The sequence below is a fragment of the Neobacillus jeddahensis genome (assembly GCF_000612625.1).
GTDB classification, from domain to species: domain Bacteria; phylum Bacillota; class Bacilli; order Bacillales; family Cytobacillaceae; genus Neobacillus; species Neobacillus jeddahensis.
Genome location: NZ_CCAS010000027.1, coordinates 1 through 20810 on the forward strand (window position 1 = coordinate 1; position 20810 = coordinate 20810).

Genomic DNA, 20810 nt, shown 5'->3' on the forward strand with positions numbered 1-20810 from the left:
AACTTCATCACCATTCCCGCCAATCCCCTAAAATCCACATAAAAAGACGCCCCTCGCAGGACGCCCGATGCAGCCTATTCCTTCATGGCTGCCACTTTCTCTTTGACTTCTTCAATATTGTTCATCTTGTTATCCCAGCACTTCTGGCTTAAATCGACCGGATAATCTTCAGGATTCATAATCCGCTTATATTCATCCCAGAGGGCATCCAGGTTCTGTTTCAAGTAATCACGAGATTCTTCCAAGCATGGAGCCTCATAGACGAGCTCGCCATTCACAAAAATATCTTCATGGAGCTCTTTTGCTGTAAAATTTGTTACCACCTTATTAATGTAGGTATGCGTTGGATGGAACATACGGAGCTTCTTCTCAGGCAGCTTCTCGTCCTCCATCGCAATGTAATCCCCTTCAGCATGGTGGTTCGTATTATTAATGACTCGATAGATTCTTTTTAGGCCTGGTGTCGTTACTTTTTCCGGATTGGAGGAAATCTTGATTGTATCCTCCATCACGCCATCTTCATTTTCAATCGATACAATCTTGTAGACTGCACCAAGGGCTGCTTGATCGTAAGCGGTGATCAGCTTTGTGCCGACTCCCCAACTATCAATTTTCGCGCCTTGCGACTTTAAGTTCATAATCGTATACTCGTCCAAATCGCTGGAAGCAACGATCTTCGCATTTTGAAAACCAGCCTCATCGAGCATTTTTCGAGCCTTTTTTGAAAAGTAGGCAAGGTCACCGCTATCCAAGCGAATCCCGATAAAATTAATCTTATCACCCAACTCTTTAGCCACCTTAATGGCGTTCGGAACACCTAACCGAAGGGTGTCATACGTATCTACTAAAAATACACAGTCCTTATGAGTCTGAGCATATTTATGGAAGGCTGTATATTCATCCTTATAGGCTTGCACCATCGAATGCGCATGTGTTCCGGACACTGGAATGCCAAACAGCTTCCCAGCCCTCACATTACTTGTCGATCCAAACCCACCTAGATAAGCCGCTCTTGTGCCCCAGATGGCTGCATCCATTTCCTGTGCACGTCTTGTCCCAAATTCCATCGCAATCTCGTCGCCAACAACCTGCTTGATGCGCGATGCTTTGGTGGCAATCAATGTTTGGTAATTCACAATATTAAGCAACGCCGTTTCGATTAACTGTGCTTCGGCAAGGGGTGCCTCGACTCGAATAATCGGCTCATTGCCAAAAACAAGTTCGCCCTCTTTCATGGCGCGAATCTTGCCCGTAAAGCGTATATTTTTCAAGTATGCAAGAAAATCATCTTGATAGCCCACTTCGTTCTTCAAATAGTCAAGATCGTCTTCAGTAAAGCGGAAACCTTGGATATACTGAATCACTTTCTCTAAGCCCGCGAAAACAGCATAGCCATTTCCAAACGGTAACTTGCGGAAAAATAGCTCGAAGACCGCACGTTTATTATGTATGCCATCTCTCCAATACGTCTCTGCCATATTAATCTGGTACAGATCGGTATGCAGAGTTAAACTATCATCATGATAAATGTGTTTCATAATTCGACCTCCGAAATACTATTGCAGCTTTTCAACAATAATACCATTAAAATGTTTATTTAACCATAGCCCCAAGCGATTGTTCAAAATGTCCGAGCGCCCATTCATGTCCAGCTGGATTAAAGGATGCCACCGCATCCTTGTACACAACTATCTTAAAGCCCTTATTATAGGCATCAACGGCCGTGTGGAGGACGCAAATATCTGTACACACTCCAACGAGGTGAACCTCGGTTATCCCGCGCTCACGTAATTTGATTTCAAGGTCTGTTCCAGCAAAGGCTGAGTAGCGTGTTTTATCCAAATAGGCCACATTATCAAGTTGTTTATTTTTTTCATAAACCCCCTGAAGGGTACCGTACAGGTCTCGACCGGATGTGTCTCTCAGGTTATGAGGTGGGAATAATTTTGTTTCTGGGTGGTATGGGTCATGTAGGTCATGCACATCGATAGCAAAGACAACATAATCGCCGTTTTGCATGAATTGCTCCATCAATTCCACGATTTTCCCTTCAATCTGCTGTCCTGGTAAACCACAGGTCAACGCTCCAGAATCTGCGACAAAATCATACGTATAATCAATATTAATCAATGCTTTCATATCCATATGCCCCCTCGTTATCTTGACTCATGTCTTTTCTACATTATATACGGTAATTACCAGAATTTGTCCAGCTAGAGCATAAAAAAAGCCGCTCCATTCGGAACGAACTTTTTTTAACTATATCGTTGACCTGATTCCCAATCCGTTGGGCGGTCATTCGGGCGAATATCATCCAGTGGGACAAATACCTCTAAATGGCGGTAAAGATTTTCAAATTCAGCCGGTAATAACCCGCCAAACTCACCATCTAAATTGAGCTGCACCTTTTCCTTCGAGTACACCTTAATTCGGTTTGCTTGTGTATAAATGACATTCGGGTCATTCACATGCTCGCCACGAACCGCTAATGTCGCAATTCGGATAAACTCAGCTAGATTAACCTTCTTTAAAATTAACAGGGAAAACAAACCATCATTAATAGAAGCATCCGGTGCAAGTCGTTCAAATCCACCAATAGAATTTGTTAACCCAACAAGAAACATCATCGCTTCCCCTTCAAACAACTTTCCATCATACTCAATCCGTACATCTGAAGGTTTAATCGAAGGAAGCATTTCCATCCCTTTTAAATAATAGGCAAGCTGACCAAGCATCGTTTTTAATTTGCTAGGTACTTCGTATGTAAGCTCAGTAATTCTACCGCCGCCTGCAATATTAATAAAATATTTATCGTTGATGCGACCAATATCAACGGGGATTAATTCCCCTCTGGTAATAATATCTACAGCCGCGCCTACATCCCGCGGAATATGAAGAGCTCGGGCAAAGTCATTTGTTGTTCCCGCTGGAATGATCCCTAATTTCGGTCGATATTCTTGGTCTGCGAGTCCGTTAACCACTTCATGAATGGTACCATCTCCACCAGCTGCAATCACTACATCATATTGGCGTTCTACCGCTAATTTTGCGGCATTCGTGGCATCTCCAGCACCTGTTGTGGCGTGGCAGGATGCTTCGTAGCCGGCCATCTCTAATTTAGCCAAAATTTCTGGTAAATTCCGCTTCAATATTTCTCGTCCTGAAGTAGGATTGTAAATAAGTCTTGCTCTTTTCATCATCATCATCCTATTTTTTTAAATAACAATTGGACTTGTCAATTCTATATTCTACCAATTATCATCAACCCTTACAAATATATTGCAAGGCCATAACAATTATTATATCCTTCATTGTCCATCTACTATCATAACCGCTTTTTATTTTATTGCAAAAATAGGGATCTGCAAATTATTGATTTGTGATTAAGCTGATGTCGTAGGCATTGGCGATATGAATACGGTATTTACCCTCACCTGATTGATAGACGGCATTTCTTATCCTGCCAACCTCTTCTCCATCAGCAGTTTCCTCTTGTTTAGAGACCTGCCACTCGCCTTCTTTTCCACTTACATTTTCAACCCCGACTGCATCGACCTTTAAATTGCTATTTTCCTTCACATCAAGCGCGATCGATGAGGCACTTTCAATCGCCCAGTCATTTGCAATCGTCCGCGGCTTCAAAGTGAGCGAATCATTGTTCCCGATGACTTCTAACTTCACATTATTTGGGATGAGAATCGTCGCAGCGACTATTCCTTGTTGATCAAAGGGGCCCATTTCGTCTGGCAACTGTTTAAAATTTAAATAGAGAGTATCTCCCTTCTGATTGGCCACCATAATATCATCTGCACTCGTTAATGGCTTCGCCTTTTTCACGGCTTGCATCCGATAAGTGCCAAACATGGAGACTTCTTTTTCCTCCGTCGCTTCAACCGTCATGTCGTAACCGACCGTTCTCACTACCACTCGTTTGATCGTATCATCGGTTTTGTAGGAAAAGGCAGGCAGTTCAAATGACCGCATTTCTCTTGCCATCACCTCTTCTACCTTATCGACCATGCCGGTTGAACTTAAAATCGCAAAGATAATGCCCACCGTCCCGAGCAGTCCTACAAAGATAATGCTCAAAAAATCATATTTTAACATGGGCGTTTCTTGTCGCGAAAGAAACAAATAGAGAAGAATCTCCATTCCTAATACGACTAAAAGAATCGGCCACCAAGCCGTCATGACCTGGGTTAGATTGAAGTCCATAAACTTCGAGAAAAAGAGGAACAAGCCTAGGAGCAAGAGTGAGGCTCCCATTGAAAACGTGCCAACCCGCCATGTTCTCATGCTTCTTTCCCTCCCTTTCTTTTTCTAAAAAGGATCCCAATCCCCGCTCCAATCAAAACAACTGTGGCCATCCGTTTTCCCCACTTATTCATGATTCTTTGCCTCCCTTTTTTGCTTACTGCCTGACAAAAGCTTGATTCCGCCGCCAATTAATAGAACACAGACAAGACCAGTCTGGAAGTATCCTTGAACCCAATACATGACATCAATATTGATCAACCTTGACAACATTGGCGAAAATACAGGGAATACCACATTCATGACCAGATAGTAAAGACCCATTAAGACGAGGCCAATGCCGACCCATTTTTGATGATTTAGAATGTATGAAATGATGGGTACGTCTTCAATGGTTTCTTCTCCATACTTTGAAACCTTTTGCATCCCGTCAAAAAAGCTGTAAAACCAGATAATCGGAATTAAAAACAAGAAGATCCCGAGTCGTAAAACGTCTAAGATATAGATGGAGAAAAGAAATGCAGCCATCAATTGGACTCCGCGTTTTTGTAATCCTAAATAGAGATGGCCTGCTCCTGGAAAGATGGATAAAAAGGTCGCGATCGACTTACTCTTTTTCCCGTCTTCCCGACGCATTTCAAAGTCTTCAAAAATCGTTCTATCGACAAGCTCCTCACCGCGCTGCTTTTTATTCACTTGTTGTACAACATCAAAGAATCCGTATACCCAAATGATTGGCAGGGCTGCCATAAAGACCATAAATTCACCACGGTTGGATAGGGCTGTCACAAAGGTCACCATTACCCCTAGCCCCAAAAAGGAAGCTAGCAGGGTCAGGCCCCTGCTCATGAGGCCGATTTGAAAATGACCAAGGCCTGGGATAAAGGACAAAACGATTGTATAAAAACGTTCCGAATCCTGGGCAGACTTTTGATGTTCAGGGTCAGGATTCGCTTCCAAAAGAGCTTTCTTTTGTTTTGAAACCTGAACGCCCATATCAATGAAGCTGATTAAGTAAATGAAGATCCCAAGCATGAAGGTAAAGATGGATACTTCTTCATTACTAGTGACTAATCCTATAATCGTTACAAATGCCAAACCTACAACTGATAGTAGATACAACACCCCGCGAACCATATTACCGAAATAAATATGTCCGAGGCCTGGAAAGAGAGATAATGTTAATGCCTTGGTCGAACTTTTCATTTCTTATTTGCCTCCTTTTTCTCTAGTGAATCCATCCATGCAAATGTTTTATTAATAACCCCTTCGGTCATCGAGGGCTTTTTCTCCTGTAAATGCGGACTTTCCAACGAGCTGGCATACGATGCCAACGACTGAAAAGCCCCCGTAAACGTCAACAGCAGCGTCGCAACAGCCGCCAACAAATAATGAAACAGCGCCTGCTGATACAAAGGCTTCTTTTTCCTGTTTTGTCCACTGTTACGAGTACTTGTGGTATCCCTATTCAATTTGGTGTCAGGCACCAATTGGACTGTTTGCATAGTGTTTAGCGTACTTTTGGTGTCAGGCACCAATTCCATTACGCGATCGGTAAAGGTACTTTCGTTTGAAAGGGTTGGAAGCGATGTTTCATTGGCTGTGACTGCTTGAAGGTAGTTTTCAAGGCATTGGTCGCATGTATAGAGATGATTCTCTAGTTCCTCTCGGGTGCTATCATCCACTTCGTTATTCACGTATTGCAGCCATTCTTCGTACAGGTAATGCTTCATGAAAAATCGTCCTCCTTCCAATTCTTTTTCATCCAGGTCCTGGCCCGATACAACTTCGTTTCAATCGTCTTAATTTGAACATTCTGCTCCTCAGCCATTTGCTGATAGCTTTTTTCTGCTATATAAAAGCCGTAAATTACTTCTCGGTAATTCTCGGGTACCTCATTGAGTTTTTTTCGAACAAGGCTTCTCCGATCATTATCAATGATTTCTTTCTCGACACTATCTCTTGGGGTCCCTAATACCTGCTGCTCGAGGGCATCCACGACCTCCTCTTTTCTTCTTGCCTGTTTTCGTTTCACATCTATCGCATGATTAACGGCTATGCGCGTCATCCACGTTTTAAAGCCTTGATGCTCGTATTTGGGGAGAGAGGTATAAATTTTGATAAACACTTCCTGTGCCGCATCTTCCGCTTCCTTTTGATCGCGAAGTACAGCAAAGACCGTCCGGAACACGTCATTGCGGTACTTCTCCACCAAAAGACGAAAGGCATGATCATTGCCTTCCAGCACCTTTTCTATTAAAGCAGTGTCGCTAATTGTCCTCTCCCCCTTTCTCTTGTTGCTATTCAGCAGGTAAACTCCCCATACTGAATGGACAAACTTAACTTTGCCGCCACCCTTGTCTTTCTACTCGAATAGCAGCGAATTTTTTTATCTACACATGAATAGACGACATCTTTTCGGATAACCCCTACACATTTTTTTAAAAAAAGTTTTCTTTTTATCATAACATGGGTTTTTTCGACAAAAGGGACAATTCACCAATCATACGATCTTTTCAGTTAGACTCAAAAAAAAGACGTGCGAGAGAAGCTCCCGCACATACCTTCAAACTAGCTATTCCTTTAATCGTAAAATACAAACATTACATTCACAAGTAACAGAGTATGGCTCCTCCCCCAGCGTCTCGATCAATATCTCCGATAGTTCATTCTGAATCGACTCATCTGGTCCCGTGATGAAGGCCCTCGCATTAAACTGATCCATCCACTCTTGCTTCGTAAGAGGAACCATATAATTGAGCTTATAAAAATCCCTCAGCTCAAACCCCTCAGATTGCCATTCTGCAAACCATTCAACCGGAAAGGTATTCAATCGTTGCTTATTATCCACCTCCAGCTTAGGTAAATTCGAACCTCCAGTAAGGGTTTGGTAAAACGCATTAAAGATTTCTTCATGGATCTCAGTAAACCTAGCATCAATTATAATCAACGTCCCATTTTCCTTTAAAATTCGCTTCATTTCCGGAATTGCTTTCGGCCGGTCGAATAAATGCCAGGCCCGCATCACCGTCACGATATCAAAATAGGAATCAAGTAACCTCGTTTCCTCTGCGCTCCCCTTTTGAAAAGGAATTGTGAAATTTTTTAACCGATTCAAACTTTTAGCAATATCAAGCATATCCTGTGACGAATCAACGCCTACCACATCTGCTTTTCGCATCGCCATTTTCCTTGTTAAGGCCCCTGTTCCCGAGCCAATATCGGCAACCTTTTTACCAGCAAAAAAAATATTTCGAAGTTGAAGACTATCCATCAACATTAATGGCATATATTCTTTTGGACTAACATACTTTTTATCATCTTGACCCAAGTCAATTTGTTTCATTACAGGGCACTCCTTTTATTCCTTAAAATAGTATTTAAACAAAATAATACCATTTTATTATGATAAAATATGATTAGAAAAAAGACATATTCGTGAAGGATTGATGTGATGTTCTGGCTGTTACTCCTTATTTCCTATCTAATTGGAAGCGTACCCACTGCTTTGATTGTAGGCAAGTTAGTCTTCGGTGTAGATATACGCGATCACGGAAGCAAAAACCCCGGTGCAACCAACACACTGAGGGTGCTTGGGAAGAAATCTGCTCTGTTCGTGCTGATCATTGATCTAGCAAAAGGGGCTTTTGCCACCTACCTGCCCATTCACTTTCATCTAGAGGCAGAACCGCTTTATTTCGGGCTGACCGCTGTCGTTGGCCATTGCTTTCCGATTTTTGCCGGCTTTCGTGGCGGCAAAGCCATTGCAACCACAGCCGGTGCACTTATGATAACCAACTTTCCGTTACTCGTCATTACCTATGTTACCTTCTTTATCATTATATTTTTAACGAAATATGTATTCTTTGGCTCCATCTCGGTTGGACTTACCCTGTTTACGTTCGCCATCGTTTCTCCGACGCAAGAATTAGAACTTATCTTTTTATTATTCACCTTTTTATTAATATTTCTCCATCGCTCCAACATCCGTAATTTTCTACTTGGCATTGAACCACGGATCAATGATAAAAATTTACTGAATGACCGCATCCCCCCTAAGAATGGTGGCTTTAAAATGTAATAGAAACAGGGGCCTTCATGCAAGGCCTCTTTCTTTACTTTCATGATTGCGTTTCCATTTACAAGTTACAAAAGAACTGCTTTTATCGAACTCCTATTATTATTCCACAAGTATATTTTCCTATTTCAATAAACTAATATTTTTACACTAGCAATAGGTATATTAAATTGATAGAATATTTTTTATAAAATAAATATTATACAAACTTTATTTTTTGCATAACAGGGGGATGAAAAATGTCAAATGCTTCATTACAACTAGTTTCGATTGGAATTTACCTCGCAATGATGTTATTCATTGGCTGGTATTCTTATCGAAAAACAAGCAATCTAACAGATTATATGCTGGGTGGGAGGTCATTAGGTCCTGCTGTCACCGCATTAAGTGCTGGTGCTGCTGATATGAGCGGCTGGCTATTAATGGGCTTACCAGGCGGGATTTATGTAAGCGGTTTAGCAGACGCATGGATAGCGGTTGGTCTGACGCTTGGCGCTTATTTAAACTGGCTGTGGGTAGCACCGCGCCTTCGCTCCTATACTCAGGTTGCTAACGATTCTATTACCATTCCGAGCTATCTGGAGAATCGCTTTAAAGACAAAAGCAAGCTTCTTCGTATCGTTTCCGGTATCGTTATTCTTCTTTTCTTTACATTTTATGTATCCTCAGGAATGGTATCAGGAGCTGTTTTCTTTAAAAGTTCATTTGGGACAAGCTATCATACAGGCCTGTATATCGTTGGTGGTGTGGTCGTGGCCTATACATTATTTGGCGGGTTTCTCGCTGTCAGCTATACCGACTTTATTCAAGGGCTGATGATGTTAATTGCCCTGCTGTTGGTGCCGGCAATTGGAATTTTCCATACTGGTGGTCCCGCGGAAACATTCGATACCATTCGGGCCATTGATCCGACGAAACTAGACTTTTTAAAAGGCACGACCTTTATTGGGGTTATTTCTGCTTTAGCATGGGGGCTTGGCTATTTTGGACAGCCCCATATCATCGTCCGCTTTATGGCGATCAAAACCATCAAAGAAACGAAAAGCGCCCGCCGTATCGGGATGGGCTGGATGATTATTTCCTTAATAGGGACTATTTTTACGGCTCTAATCGGGATTGCCTTCTTTAAGCAAAACCCACAATTTAGCCTAGACGATCCAGAAGCAGTCTTCATTCAGTTGGGGCAAATCTTATTTCATCCCATCTTTGCTGGTTTCGTCTTAGCGGCAATTTTAGCGGCGATCATGAGCACAATTTCATCTCAGTTAATTGTGACCTCCAGTGCCCTTGTGGAGGATCTTTATAAAATGGTCATGAATAAAAATGCGAAGGATCATCAGCTCGTTTTTTTAGGAAGAATGGCCGTGCTTCTCGTTGCCGTCGTGGCAGCGGCACTTGCATTCAAACAGGATAATACAATCTTAGATCTCGTCGCCTATGCATGGGCAGGCTTTGGGGCATCATTTGGACCGATCATCTTATTAAGCTTATTTTGGAAAAAGATGACCAATTGGGGTGCCTTATTTGGAATGATTGTCGGTGCCATTACCGTGATTATTTGGAAAAATGGAGACCTTGGAAAGGTGTTGTTTGGAGAATCTCTTTACGAAATCGTCCCTGGCTTTCTTCTAAACCTCCTTGTGGCAGTGATGGTCAGCCTCATCACCTATAAGAAAAATGAAGAAATTGAAAAAGAATTTACGGAAAGTGTGCGTTTATTAAAAGAAGAGTAATGACTAAACCCGCTCGGATATCTGAGCGGGTTCTTATTTTGCTATGTCCTTTGCTAAGTCCGCTAACTTTATAACCGTTTTCCAGTTCCGCACTGTAGCAGGTACGCCTAGTTTCGGTAGTTGTGTGGCAAGCTTGGAATCTCGGATACTTTGGCGGAAATGGAGATAGACCTCTTTGCCTACCACCCTGCATTCATCCAGTTCACTCGGATAGGAGTGCAAATAAGCGCTCCCTTCCTCCGACGGTTGATCCGCTAAGAAGGCAATTTGCACACTCTCCCCCTCATCCAATGAATCGGTACCATACGGGCAATTTCCCACAATTTGTTCATACTCTTCCACTGACCGCAATATGACAGGCACAGGAAAGCCAAAGGTGCTCTTTATTTCCTTTTCCAGTAGTTGGATCAGTTCATTCGGGGCCCTTTCAGATTCAAACAGTACATTTCCACTTTGAATATACGTTTTCACTTTCTGGAGTCCTAGTGATGTTAATAGACTTTTCAACTCTGCCATTTTCATCTTATTGTAGCCCCCCACATTAATCCCACGTAACAGTGCAATATAAACGGGCATTTATATCCCCTCCTTTTTCAAAACATACTTTTATTAATCTTACCATTTTTATATCCTCCTAAACTATGTTTCCACCTCCATTCTTTTCAACTAATCAATCGTTTAATTAAATTCGTAGCTTGTAAACTACGCTGGCCTTAAAAACACCATTTTTTGAAGGAGAATTGAAACGAGATGAAGAAAGTATATGTAAAATACATGAATTGGGAGGGATACATAGTGGTTCCACAAAGAGTAACTCTTCTTACTGTTGGTGCATATAATCTGCCTGAACTTCGAACATTCTACAAATCGTTAGGCTGGGAAGAAACGGAATTTAGTTCTGACGAATACGCTGTCTTTAAAACGGCAGGTGTTTTGCTTTCATTGTTTCCTATTGCAGAGTTAGCCAAAGATGCTGGCGTCGATCTGCCACCAACCCCTGAAGGCTTTCGGCCCGTCACCTTTGCCATTAATGTCGAGCAACCCGAGCTAGTCGACGCTACGTTGGTGCAGATCCGTACTGCAGGTGGAAAAATAGTACGAGAGCCAAGTGATGCATTTTGGGGAGGACGGACCGCCTACTTTGCCGATCCGGAAAATAATCTCTGGGAAGTAGCTTGGAATCCATCCTCCGTCTTTGATGAACGAGGCGCAATGATTTCATTTTAATAGAAAACAACTGGTCAGTATGGACAACCCATACTGGCCTTTTTGTGCTCTGTTTTAAGCTGGACCACATTCGACATTTATTTTCACTTCAAGATTAGTCAAACCCCGGCATCCCAATGAATTTAACCATTTCACACAAACGTTTGATTAGGTTTAAGATGTACTAACTAATCGTTTGATTAAAATATTATTCAGCCCTTCGTACACCAAACTTCCCACATAAAACTAGCAAAAAAAAATGTCGAACCACCTCAGCTCTTTTTACATTTCATTGTAGAAATTGGTAGAAAAATAGCTTATCCCCTCCTATCTCTCACAAATCGACAGAAAGCTCTATATTCCCTTATTAAACAAACGATTAATTGAAATCATACAATCCCCTGTTTCATCACGGTTTTTTCCCGGGAAATGTTGAAGGAAATTGTCGAAAACCATTTCGACATTCCCTATACTAAAAAAGCTGGCAGAATTGAGATCTGCCAGCTTCTGTTTAACGTTTTTGTAATTCTTGTTGTAACAATTGATTAACCATTTGTGGATTGGCCTGACCCTTCGTTGCCTTCATTAGCTGTCCAACTAGGAAGCCAACTGCTTTATTTTTACCATTCTTAAAGTCTTCAATCGACTGTGGATTGGCATCGAGCACTTCAGCAATAATCTTAAGGAGCGTCCCCTCATCGGAAATTTGCACGAGTCCTTTTTCCTTAACGATTTGCTCGGCATCGCCGCCCTGCTCGATTAACTCTTTAAAAACGGTTTTCGCAATCTTTGAGGAGATTGTTCCGTTTTCAATCAGTTTAATCATACTTGCCAAGCCTTCTGGCGTTAAGGCAACTTGATCCAATTCCTTCGACTCTGCATTCAAATAGGCAGATACGTCACCCATGATCCAGTTCGAAGCGAGCTTTGCATCCGCACCACCGTTAACTGTCGCTTCAAAGAAATCAGCCATTTCCTTTGTTACAGTTAATACCTTAGCATCATAGACAGGTAAACCAAGCTCTTCGATATAACGCTTTTGGCGTTGGTCAGGAAGCTCAGGGATTTCAGCACGAATCCGCGCCTTCCAATCCTCATCAATAAACAGATCCAGTAAATCTGGCTCTGGGAAGTAACGATAATCATCAGAGCCTTCCTTCACCCGCATCAATAACGTTGCCCCCGTTGCTTCATCAAAGCGGCGCGTTTCTTGATCGATCGTTCCCCCGGCTGAAATGACTTCACGTTGGCGTTTTTCTTCAAATTCCAGCCCTTTGCGAACAAAGTTGAAGGAGTTGAGGTTTTTTAATTCGGTCTTTGTTCCGAACTCTTCTTGACCCACAGGACGAATCGAGATATTAGCATCACAACGAAGGGAACCCTCTTCCATTTTACAATCGGACACACCTGTATATTGGATAATCGATTTTAATTTTTCCAGATAGGCATAGGCCTCATCTGGGGTACGGATATCCGGTTCTGAGACGATCTCGACAAGCGGTGTTCCTTGACGGTTGTAGTCACATAAAGAATACCCTTTCTCATGGTTCAGCTTGCCGGCATCCTCTTCCAAATGGATCCTGGTAATACCAATTCTTTTCGTATAGCCATTTACTTCAATTTCAATCCAGCCATGCTCACCGATTGGTTTATCAAATTGCGAGATTTGGTAGGCCTTCGGATTATCTGGATAGAAATAGTTCTTGCGGTCAAACTTCGTATGGGTCGCCACCTGGCAGTTCAGTGCCATGGCTGCCTTCATCCCGAAATCCACCGCTTTTTTGTTTAGTACTGGCAATACTCCTGGATAGCCAAGGTCAATGACACTTGTATTCGTATTTGGTTCCGCCCCAAAATGGTTGGGACTCGCTGAAAAAATCTTCGATTCTGTTTTTAACTCGACATGGACTTCAAGTCCGATCACTGTTTCAAATTCCATCTTTTCCACCCCCTACAATTCCGGCTTTTGTTTATGGTAGTCTGTTGCCTGCTCGAACGCATGGGCAACCCGATAAATCGTCGCTTCATCAAAATGCTTTCCAATGATTTGTAATCCAAGCGGAAGGCCTGCATCAAAACCACATGGAACTGAGATCCCTGGTACACCTGCAAGGTTAACCGGTATGGTTAAAATATCATTGGCATACATCGTTAACGGATCATCAATGTTTTCGCCCACTTTAAAGGCAGCAGTTGGTGTGGTCGGTCCAACAATCACGTCATAGTTTGCAAACACATCCTCAAAATCCTTTTTGATTAACGTTCTGACCTGCTGCGCCTTTTTATAGTAAGCATCATAATAGCCAGAACTTAACGCAAACGTTCCAAGCATAATCCGGCGTTTCACTTCATCACCGAAGCCTTCCGCACGGGTCTTTTTATATAATTCCAGCAAACTTTCGGCATCGTTAGCACGGTAACCATAACGTACGCCGTCAAAACGGGCTAGGTTCGCAGATGCTTCTGATGAGGAAAGCAAATAGTAAGTTGCAAGGGCATACTTAGAATGCGGCAGGGAAACCTCTTCCCACTCGGCACCAAGTCCTTCAAGGACCTTTAAGGCAGCCAGAACCGATTGACGGACAGATTCATTCACACCTTCGCCCAAGTATTCTTTTGGAACGGCAATTTTGAGACCCTTGATATCACCTGTTAACGAAGACGCAAAGTTTGGAACATCAACATTCGCTGAGGTGGAATCCATTGGATCCAGTCCTGAGATCGCTTGTAATAAATAAGCATTATCCTCAACCGTCCTTGTGATCGGCCCGATTTGGTCGAGCGATGAAGCAAACGCCACGAGGCCGAAGCGAGACACACGACCATAGGTTGGCTTCATGCCCACAACCCCACAAAAAGAAGCCGGTTGGCGAATCGACCCACCTGTATCAGAGCCGAGCGAGAAGAGAACTTCTCCAGCCGCAACGGCAGCAGCCGAACCACCTGAAGAACCGCCTGGTACACGATCAAGCCTCCATGGGTTACGCGTTCTTTGGTAGTGGGAGTTTTCAGTTGATGACCCCATGGCAAACTCGTCCATATTTAACTTACCAATGGTGACAGTTTCTGCTTGCTGTAATTTTTGCACTACAGCAGCATCATATATCGGATCAAAATTCTCAAGGATTTTACTAGCACAGGTGGTCCGTAAACCCTTTGTGACAATGTTATCCTTCACACCAATCGGCATCCCGAATAGTAGTCCTTTTGATTGGTCCGTGCCGATTTTTCCATCTTGAGCCTTGGCCAATTGACGGGCCCGCTCTTCGTCCAATGTTAAAAAGGCCTGGACCTTATCCTCAACCTCGCTGATTCGTTTATACGATTCTTCGACAAGGTCGGTTACCGTTACTTCTTTCTTATGTAAAAGTTCATGAAGATCTGAAACCTTATAATCAAATAAACTCAACGTACTCACTCCCTACTCTCCCAAAATCGATGGTACTTTAATTTGCCCATCCTGATGCTCTGGCGCATTTTTCAGTACTTCTTCACGCGGTAATCCTTGTTTCGGGATATCCTCACGTAATACATTTTTCATATCCAGTACATGGTATGTAGGCGCTACATTCTCCGTATCCAATTCATTTAATTGTTCGGCAAACGTAATAATGGCATCCAGTTGTTTCGTAAACTTTTCCGCCTCTTCTTCTGTAATGGCTAATCGGGCTAAGTTTGCGACGTGTTTCACTTGGTCGTTTGAAATTCGTGACATTTTGAAAACCTCCTAACCTATATTTTCGTTATCATCATTAATACTGATGATACCAAACTTTTCCGCTTTACCGCAATGATTCCTTTTACAGTATTAACATTCCATTCATGTTTTAAATGATTGTCACCATTCAGTAACATATTTTCTATACTGCGATACCTGACATCCGTTGTGACCTCTATTATAATAGTCAATGAGAATGAAGTTTCAGGAGAATTTGAAATGAAAAAACGAAGACGGAAGAAGTTCAAAACCTTTTTCGTGTTGTTTCTACTTTTTATTGCTTTAGCCATGTTTCAAACTTATTTTCAACACCAGAAAAGGACGTCGCTTTTAGACAATCACGATCCATTTATTGAAGTTAAAAAATATAGCCCATTAATCCAAGCTGAATTAGCCAAATATCAATTAGAAAGTCACACATCATTACTAGTGGCCCTCATGCAGCAGGAAAGCGGCGGCAAAGGCGGCGATCCAATGCAGGCCTCAGAATCGGCTGGATTAGCAAGAAATTCCATTACCGATCCGAAACAAAGCATCGAGGTGGGGGTACTGCATTTTCAACGTATTCTTACCTATGGGAATGAGCGGCAGGTTGACTTTCCAACGATCATCCAGGCTTACAACATGGGCAGCGGTTATATTGACTATGTGGCGCAGCATGGCGGGAAACATAGTGAGGAATTGGCGAAGGAATTCTCGCTATTACAGGTTCAAAAACAGCCGACATTGTATACGTGCGGTGGCGATAAGAATAACTTCCGCTATCCTTACTGTTATGGTGATTTCACCTATAGCACAAAGGTTAACAAAAACCTGCAATTATTAGGTGATAGTATTCCCGTTATAAATAATGAAAAAACAAGCGGTGAGGCTTTTTAAGGCCTCACCGCTTGTTTTTTTGTTTTGACCCTTCACAGGTTCTCTCTCCTCATTATCTGTTTCCTTTTCAAATGAATAAAAAGAGAAAAAAACTTAATAGGAATATACCCAATTAGTCCACCAAATGTATTCAAAATCAAATCATCCACATCAAAACTGCCAAATTCAAACAATAGCTGCAGAATTTCGAATGTCAGACTTAAACAAAAGCTGGCACACATGACCGTGCTGATACTTTGAAACTTCTTCGAAAGCAATGGTAAGATAAATCCAAAAGGGGCAAACCCAATAATATTTCCAACGAGGTTTTCGATGCGGATACTAAGATTGATGTCGGCCAAATACAAGTAAAAATAAATAGTTTTGAAAGGAATGAAATTATTTGATCGCCAATGATATTCGCTATATGTAAAATTAAAATGCTGGATAATCTCAGTTAATGGGATATATTTAAACAAAATTAATTTTGAAAGAATCGCTAAGTATACTACCAGGACGATTGTCAGTACTAGTTTATAGATTATTTTCATTTAGTCACTGCTCCGATTTTAACATGTAGAATTTAATTTTACCATATTTTCCAAATGGGTTGGGAGCTAAAATTGAATTGGAGGAATTTAGCATGGCAGAACATCACTTTCACTTACAAGCCAACTGGCCTGGTTTACGGAATGACGTCGGGGAGATTGCCGTCGGACAATTACAAACGAAAATATCCATCCCACCTGAGATGGACGGCCCGGGGGTAGGCACGAATCCTGATGAGATGCTGCTTGGAGCGGCAGCCACCTGCTATATTATTACCCTTGCGGCGATGATGGAGCGTAGTGGATTGGATAAGGAAGACCTTACGATGGAATCCGAAGGGATTGTCGATGTCACAAATGGCGTTTTCACCTATAAAAAAATTATCCATCGTCCACACGTAGTATTAAAGGCGGATGCAACGGAAAAAGAGTTAGAATTAGTGAGAAAACTTGCCAAAAAAGCAGAAACATCCTGCATGATCAGCCGTGCGATTCAAGGAAATGTAGAAATAGAGCTCGAGGCCAAGGTGGAAATTGCAGCTGGTTGAGTTCAAATAGGCGCTTGTTTTCCTCCCCCTCAATAGAAAAAAGAGCTGTCTGGAGTGGAAATCAACATCCTAGTAACACCTCTCCTTATATAAGTAGAAGGGCTCCAAAGCGTCAGTTATTTGACTTTTTGAAGCCCCTTTTCACTTATCTTTTAAATAATTTTGCAAAAAAACCTTTACTCTTTTCCGCTTCCTCCGGAACAACTACCTTTTTCGTAATATAAATCTCTTCCTTGTCAATCGCATGTTCCATTGCTAAGACTAAGCCAATTTCCGTATCATGCTCCTTATTGGTAACAATCGTATGCTCCATTTTATTTTTCGTGGCAAGCTTGACATACTTTGAAAATTCCTCATAGCCCATGTTTCCATTTAGAAATAGTCGTGCCTGTGGATATTCCTTCATCGCCTGCTCCACTTGAGGATAAGGGGCAGCCTCCGCTACCTGACCTTTGCTTAAAGCGATGATGATCCGTTCTCGAATCGTTCCTAAGAACTTCCGTCGTTCATCTGGCTTTGTTTCAAGAGGCCCATATATGCCTTGCTGCAAGACCTCATCAACGGTTGTCTTTTTCAATAAAATCAACTCCATATAAAAGGCTATTATTAAGTATGATAATACCTCAAAAAGCGTTCCATTCCAAAAAGGGTGCGGAAGTCATCTTCGCGATATATGTTACAACGGCCGGACACACTCAACCGACAGCTTCATCCTTGCCTTTTTAAACATAAAAATCCCTCCCCCCAATTGGAGAGAAGGATCTTAATGTAGTTATTTTTTAGAACCAGTGAACTGGGCTTCCTCTGTTGAGCCCTTCAATGCCGTTGTCGAAGAGGTTCCACCCGTAATCACCATCGAAACTTGATCGAAGTAGCCGGTACCTACCTCACGTTGATGGCGGGTAGCCGTGTAGCCGTATTGCTCGCTATCAAACTCTGCTTGCTGTAATTCCGAGTAGGCAGCCATTCCGCGCTCTTTATAACCACGGGCCAGTTCGAACATGCCGTGGTTCAAGGCATGGAACCCTGCAAGTGTAACGAATTGGAACTTGTAGCCCATTTTACCAAGCTCCACTTGGAACTTCGCAATTGTTTCTTGATCCAGTTTCTTCTTCCAATTAAAAGATGGTGAACAGTTATAGGCTAAAAGTTTACCAGGGAACTGCTCATGAATAGCTTCAGCAAATTGTCTGGCTTCATCAATATTTGGCTCAGATGTTTCACACCAAATGAGATCAGCATATGGTGCATAAGCTAAGCCACGGGCAATCGCTTGATTAATTCCAGCCTCCGTGCGGAAGAACCCTTCACCAGTTCGCTCGCCAGTAATAAATGGTGCATCATTCAAATCAATATCACTCGTTATGAGATCAGCAGCATTGGCATCCGTCCGTGCCACTAATACCGTTGGCACACCCATGACATCCGCAGCCAAACGTGCTGCAATCAAGTTGCGAACCGCTGTTTGCGTTGGCAGCAATACTTTACCGCCTAAGTGGCCACACTTTTTCTCAGAAGAAAGCTGATCTTCGAAGTGAACGCCTGAAGCACCGGCCTCAATCATCCCTTTCATTAATTCAAAGCAGTTTAATTGTCCGCCAAAACCAGCCTCGGCATCTGCCACAATTGGGGCAAACCAATCAATCGAGTCATCCCCCTCAGAATGGGTGATCTGATCGGCACGCTGCAGTGCTTGGTTAATTCGTTTCACCACACTTGGAACACTGTTGGCTGGGTACAAGCTTTGGTCAGGATACATATTTCCAGAAAGGTTAGCATCTGCCGCTACTTGCCAGCCGCTTAAGTAAATGGCCTTCAATCCAGCTTTCACTTGTTGAACGGCCTGATTTCCCGTTAGCGCTCCAAGGGCGTTAATGAAGTCTTCTTCATTTAATAGTTTCCAAAGTTTTTCGGATCCTTTGCGAGCTAATGTATGTTCGATATCAATGGAGCCGCGCAGCTTAATTACATCCTCAGCTGTATACGGTCTCGTAATCCCTTTCCAACGGCTATCCATTTCCCAGCTTTCCTGCAATTGTGCTACTCGTGAATCTGTCATTTTAAAATTCCTCCTATCAATCTATTAGAATAATTTTTTAAAATTAGAAACCTACAGCTTATAATTTTTCATATCCAGGCAGGGTTAAGAAGTCGGTAAATTCATCATTCAATATTAACTGGTCAAACAGTTGTACCGCTTCATCAAATCGTTCTGTTTCAAAGCGCTCGGCCCCAACTTCCAGTTTAATTTTCTCTAATTCCTCAGCCTTTAACTGTTCATACATTCCGACAGTTACTTTCCTGCCATCACCTAAAATGCCTTTTGGATGACGGATCCATTGCCATAGTTGGGCACGGGAGATTTCTGCCGTAGCCGCATCCTCCATTAAATTATGAATCGGAGCAGCCCCTCTGCCTGAGAGCCAGGAAGCAACATATTGAATCCCGACATTGATGTTCGTGCGTACCCCTTCTTCTGTAATCGTACCACCTGGAATTTCCAGTAAGTCCTGCGCTGTGATGGTTATTTTTTGTTGCTTGGCAGTATGAATTTGATTTGGCGTTGGCATCTCACGGTTGAAAACTTCCATAGCGACTGGCACAAGTCCTGGATGGGCTACCCATGTACCATCATGACCATCACGAGCCTCCCGCTCTTTATCAGCACGGACCTTTGCAAAGGCCTCATCATTTGCCTGCGGATTATTTTTGACCGGAATTTGTGCGGCCATTCCCCCCATTGCTGGGGCATTACGACGATGACAGGTTTTGATGGTTAACAGGGAATAGGAGCGCATAAACGGCGACGTCATCGTTACTTGTGAGCGATCAGGTAAAATAACATCCTGATGGCTGCGCAGCTTTTTAATGAAGCTGAAAATATAATCCCAGCGGCCACAATTCAGTCCAGCCGAGTGTTCCTTTAGCTCATAAAGAATCTCATCCATTTCAAATGATGCGAGAATGGTTTCAATTAATACCGTTGCTTTGATGGTTCCTTGGGGAACCCCAAGCTTATCCTGTGCATAGACAAATACATCGTTCCAAAGCCGTGCTTCTAAATGACTTTCAAGCTTTGGTAAGTAAAAATAAGGTCCTGAGCCTTTTGCTAACAATGTCTTTACATTATGAAAAAAGTAAATTCCGAAATCGAAAAAGCTTCCCGAAATAGGCTTGCCATCCAAATGGACATGTTTTTCTTCTAGGTGCAATCCACGTGGCCGTACCATGAGGACTGCTGTTTCTTCATTTAACAGATATTTTTTCCCATTTGGGTTTTCAAAGCTGATCGTTCGGTTTATGGCATCTCGTAAGTTGATTTGGCCTTCGATGATACTCTCCCATGTAGGGGATGTGGCATCCTCAAAATCAGCCATAAATAGTTTGGCACCTGAATTCAAGGCATTGATGACCATTTTTCGGTCTGTCGGGCCGGTAATTTCCAACCGGCGATCTTGGAGGTCCTTCGGTAACGGTGCTACCGTCCAATCTCCATTACGAATATGCTTGGTTTCCGAAAGGAAATCTGGCAATTTCCCCTTTGTCAATTCCTCTTGGCGTTTTTCCCTGTACTGTAACAGTTCAACTCTTCTCTCACCAAATTTCCGCTCTAGTTCTTCAATTAAGTTTAAGGCTGCGGGAGTTAAAATCTCATCATACTGGGCCTTCAAAGCCCCGACTACTTCAATACCTGTCGTTTGCGTCGACATGAACAAGACCACCTCTTTGTTATAATACAGTATCTATCCTCGTTTTGTATTATATAACACACTTTCGGAAAATGGAACTATTTTTCTGAAAATTTTCTAAAATAGGTAAATATCCCCTGTCCACATTGGTCAAAAAAATGAAAAGACTTCGGAAAGC

The 20810-nt window shown here is 42.5% G+C and carries 21 protein-coding genes; 5 read left to right on the forward strand and 16 right to left on the reverse strand.

All coding sequences use genetic code 11. The annotated features are described in order from the left end of the window. Nucleotides 1-74 precede the first annotated feature (74 nt). From TY15_RS12985 to TY15_RS23195, 8 genes are all read right to left on the reverse strand, one after another. Nucleotides 75-1538, reverse strand: a complete 1464-nt coding sequence (locus TY15_RS12985) for a nicotinate phosphoribosyltransferase (protein ID WP_040205356.1) — start codon at nt 1536-1538, stop codon at nt 75-77. Between the two features lie 55 nt (nt 1539-1593). Then, nucleotides 1594-2139, reverse strand: coding sequence for a cysteine hydrolase family protein (locus TY15_RS12990; protein ID WP_040205357.1), 546 nt, complete (start codon nt 2137-2139; stop codon nt 1594-1596). Nucleotides 2140-2255: 116 nt separating this feature from the next. Further along, nucleotides 2256-3197, reverse strand: a complete 942-nt coding sequence (locus TY15_RS12995; protein ID WP_040205359.1) for a diacylglycerol kinase — start codon at nt 3195-3197, stop codon at nt 2256-2258. A gap of 172 nt (nt 3198-3369) precedes the next feature. Continuing rightward, complete coding sequence (locus TY15_RS13000; protein WP_040205361.1) at nt 3370-4296, reverse strand: hypothetical protein; 927 nt, start codon at nt 4294-4296, stop codon at nt 3370-3372. Nucleotides 4297-4380: 84 nt separating this feature from the next. After that, nucleotides 4381-5460 (reverse strand): DUF6677 family protein, encoded by a 1080-nt coding sequence (locus TY15_RS13005; RefSeq protein WP_040205362.1) that lies wholly within the window; start codon nt 5458-5460, stop codon nt 4381-4383. Next, nucleotides 5457-5987 carry an anti-sigma factor family protein gene (locus TY15_RS13010; RefSeq protein ID WP_040205364.1) on the reverse strand — a complete coding sequence of 177 codons (531 nt, stop codon included), beginning with the start codon at nt 5985-5987 and terminating at the stop codon, nt 5457-5459. Before TY15_RS13010 ends, TY15_RS13005 begins: the two co-directional genes overlap by 4 nt. Next, complete coding sequence (locus TY15_RS13015) at nt 5984-6529, reverse strand: RNA polymerase sigma factor (protein WP_040205365.1); 546 nt, start codon at nt 6527-6529, stop codon at nt 5984-5986. The genes TY15_RS13010 and TY15_RS13015 overlap by 4 nt, the downstream gene beginning before the upstream one ends. 300 nt (nt 6530-6829) lie before the next feature. After that, complete coding sequence (locus TY15_RS23195) at nt 6830-7600, reverse strand: class I SAM-dependent methyltransferase (protein ID WP_052353771.1); 771 nt, start codon at nt 7598-7600, stop codon at nt 6830-6832. A gap of 108 nt (nt 7601-7708) precedes the next feature. On the opposite strand from TY15_RS23195, the gene plsY reads away from it, so the two are divergent. Together plsY and putP are read left to right on the forward strand one after the other, a co-directional pair. After that, nucleotides 7709-8335: a glycerol-3-phosphate 1-O-acyltransferase PlsY gene (plsY, locus tag TY15_RS13025; RefSeq protein WP_040205366.1), complete on the forward strand. Its 627-nt coding sequence runs from the start codon at nt 7709-7711 to the stop codon at nt 8333-8335. A 236-nt stretch (nt 8336-8571) separates the two neighbouring features. Next, nucleotides 8572-10065, forward strand: coding sequence for a sodium/proline symporter PutP (gene putP, locus TY15_RS13030; RefSeq protein WP_040205368.1), 1494 nt, complete (start codon nt 8572-8574; stop codon nt 10063-10065). A gap of 33 nt (nt 10066-10098) precedes the next feature. Here the strand turns inward: putP and TY15_RS13035 are convergent, their stop codons facing one another. After that, a complete protein-coding gene (locus TY15_RS13035; RefSeq protein WP_040205370.1) occupies nt 10099-10641 on the reverse strand; it encodes a DUF1697 domain-containing protein in 543 nt (180 codons plus the stop codon). Nucleotides 10642-10815: 174 nt separating this feature from the next. On the opposite strand from TY15_RS13035, the gene TY15_RS13040 reads away from it, so the two are divergent. After that, nucleotides 10816-11292 (forward strand): VOC family protein, encoded by a 477-nt coding sequence (locus tag TY15_RS13040; protein WP_244440928.1) that lies wholly within the window; start codon nt 10816-10818, stop codon nt 11290-11292. A 490-nt stretch (nt 11293-11782) separates the two neighbouring features. Here the strand turns inward: TY15_RS13040 and gatB are convergent, their stop codons facing one another. From gatB to gatC, 3 genes are read right to left on the reverse strand one after another with little or no spacing between them, the layout of a single operon-like run. Beyond that, nucleotides 11783-13210: an Asp-tRNA(Asn)/Glu-tRNA(Gln) amidotransferase subunit GatB gene (gatB, locus tag TY15_RS13045; RefSeq protein WP_040205373.1), complete on the reverse strand. Its 1428-nt coding sequence runs from the start codon at nt 13208-13210 to the stop codon at nt 11783-11785. Between the two features lie 12 nt (nt 13211-13222). Beyond that, entirely contained in the window at nt 13223-14680 is a 1458-nt protein-coding gene (gene gatA, locus TY15_RS13050; protein ID WP_040205376.1) for an Asp-tRNA(Asn)/Glu-tRNA(Gln) amidotransferase subunit GatA, read from the reverse strand. A 12-nt stretch (nt 14681-14692) separates the two neighbouring features. Continuing rightward, nucleotides 14693-14986 (reverse strand): Asp-tRNA(Asn)/Glu-tRNA(Gln) amidotransferase subunit GatC, encoded by a 294-nt coding sequence (gene gatC, locus TY15_RS13055; protein ID WP_040205377.1) that lies wholly within the window; start codon nt 14984-14986, stop codon nt 14693-14695. 222 nt (nt 14987-15208) lie between these two features. On the opposite strand from gatC, the gene TY15_RS13060 reads away from it, so the two are divergent. Then, on the forward strand, nt 15209-15868 hold the full coding sequence (locus TY15_RS13060) for a lysozyme family protein (protein ID WP_040205378.1): 660 nt from the start codon (nt 15209-15211) through the stop codon (nt 15866-15868). A 32-nt stretch (nt 15869-15900) separates the two neighbouring features. Here TY15_RS13060 and TY15_RS13065 read toward each other — a convergent pair whose 3' ends face one another. Continuing rightward, nucleotides 15901-16398 carry a VanZ family protein gene (locus TY15_RS13065; protein ID WP_040205380.1) on the reverse strand — a complete coding sequence of 166 codons (498 nt, stop codon included), beginning with the start codon at nt 16396-16398 and terminating at the stop codon, nt 15901-15903. Between the two features lie 92 nt (nt 16399-16490). On the opposite strand from TY15_RS13065, the gene TY15_RS13070 reads away from it, so the two are divergent. After that, nucleotides 16491-16943 carry an OsmC family protein gene (locus tag TY15_RS13070; protein WP_040205382.1) on the forward strand — a complete coding sequence of 151 codons (453 nt, stop codon included), beginning with the start codon at nt 16491-16493 and terminating at the stop codon, nt 16941-16943. Between the two features lie 145 nt (nt 16944-17088). Here TY15_RS13070 and TY15_RS13075 read toward each other — a convergent pair whose 3' ends face one another. The 3 genes from TY15_RS13075 to aceB form a co-directional block, all read right to left on the reverse strand. Next, nucleotides 17089-17520, reverse strand: coding sequence for a YueI family protein (locus tag TY15_RS13075; RefSeq protein WP_244440929.1), 432 nt, complete (start codon nt 17518-17520; stop codon nt 17089-17091). Nucleotides 17521-17715: 195 nt separating this feature from the next. After that, complete coding sequence (aceA, locus tag TY15_RS13080) at nt 17716-19002, reverse strand: isocitrate lyase (RefSeq protein ID WP_040205386.1); 1287 nt, start codon at nt 19000-19002, stop codon at nt 17716-17718. Nucleotides 19003-19060: 58 nt separating this feature from the next. Beyond that, nucleotides 19061-20653 carry a malate synthase A gene (aceB, locus tag TY15_RS13085; protein WP_040205387.1) on the reverse strand — a complete coding sequence of 531 codons (1593 nt, stop codon included), beginning with the start codon at nt 20651-20653 and terminating at the stop codon, nt 19061-19063. Between the last annotated feature and the right edge of the window lie 157 nt (nt 20654-20810).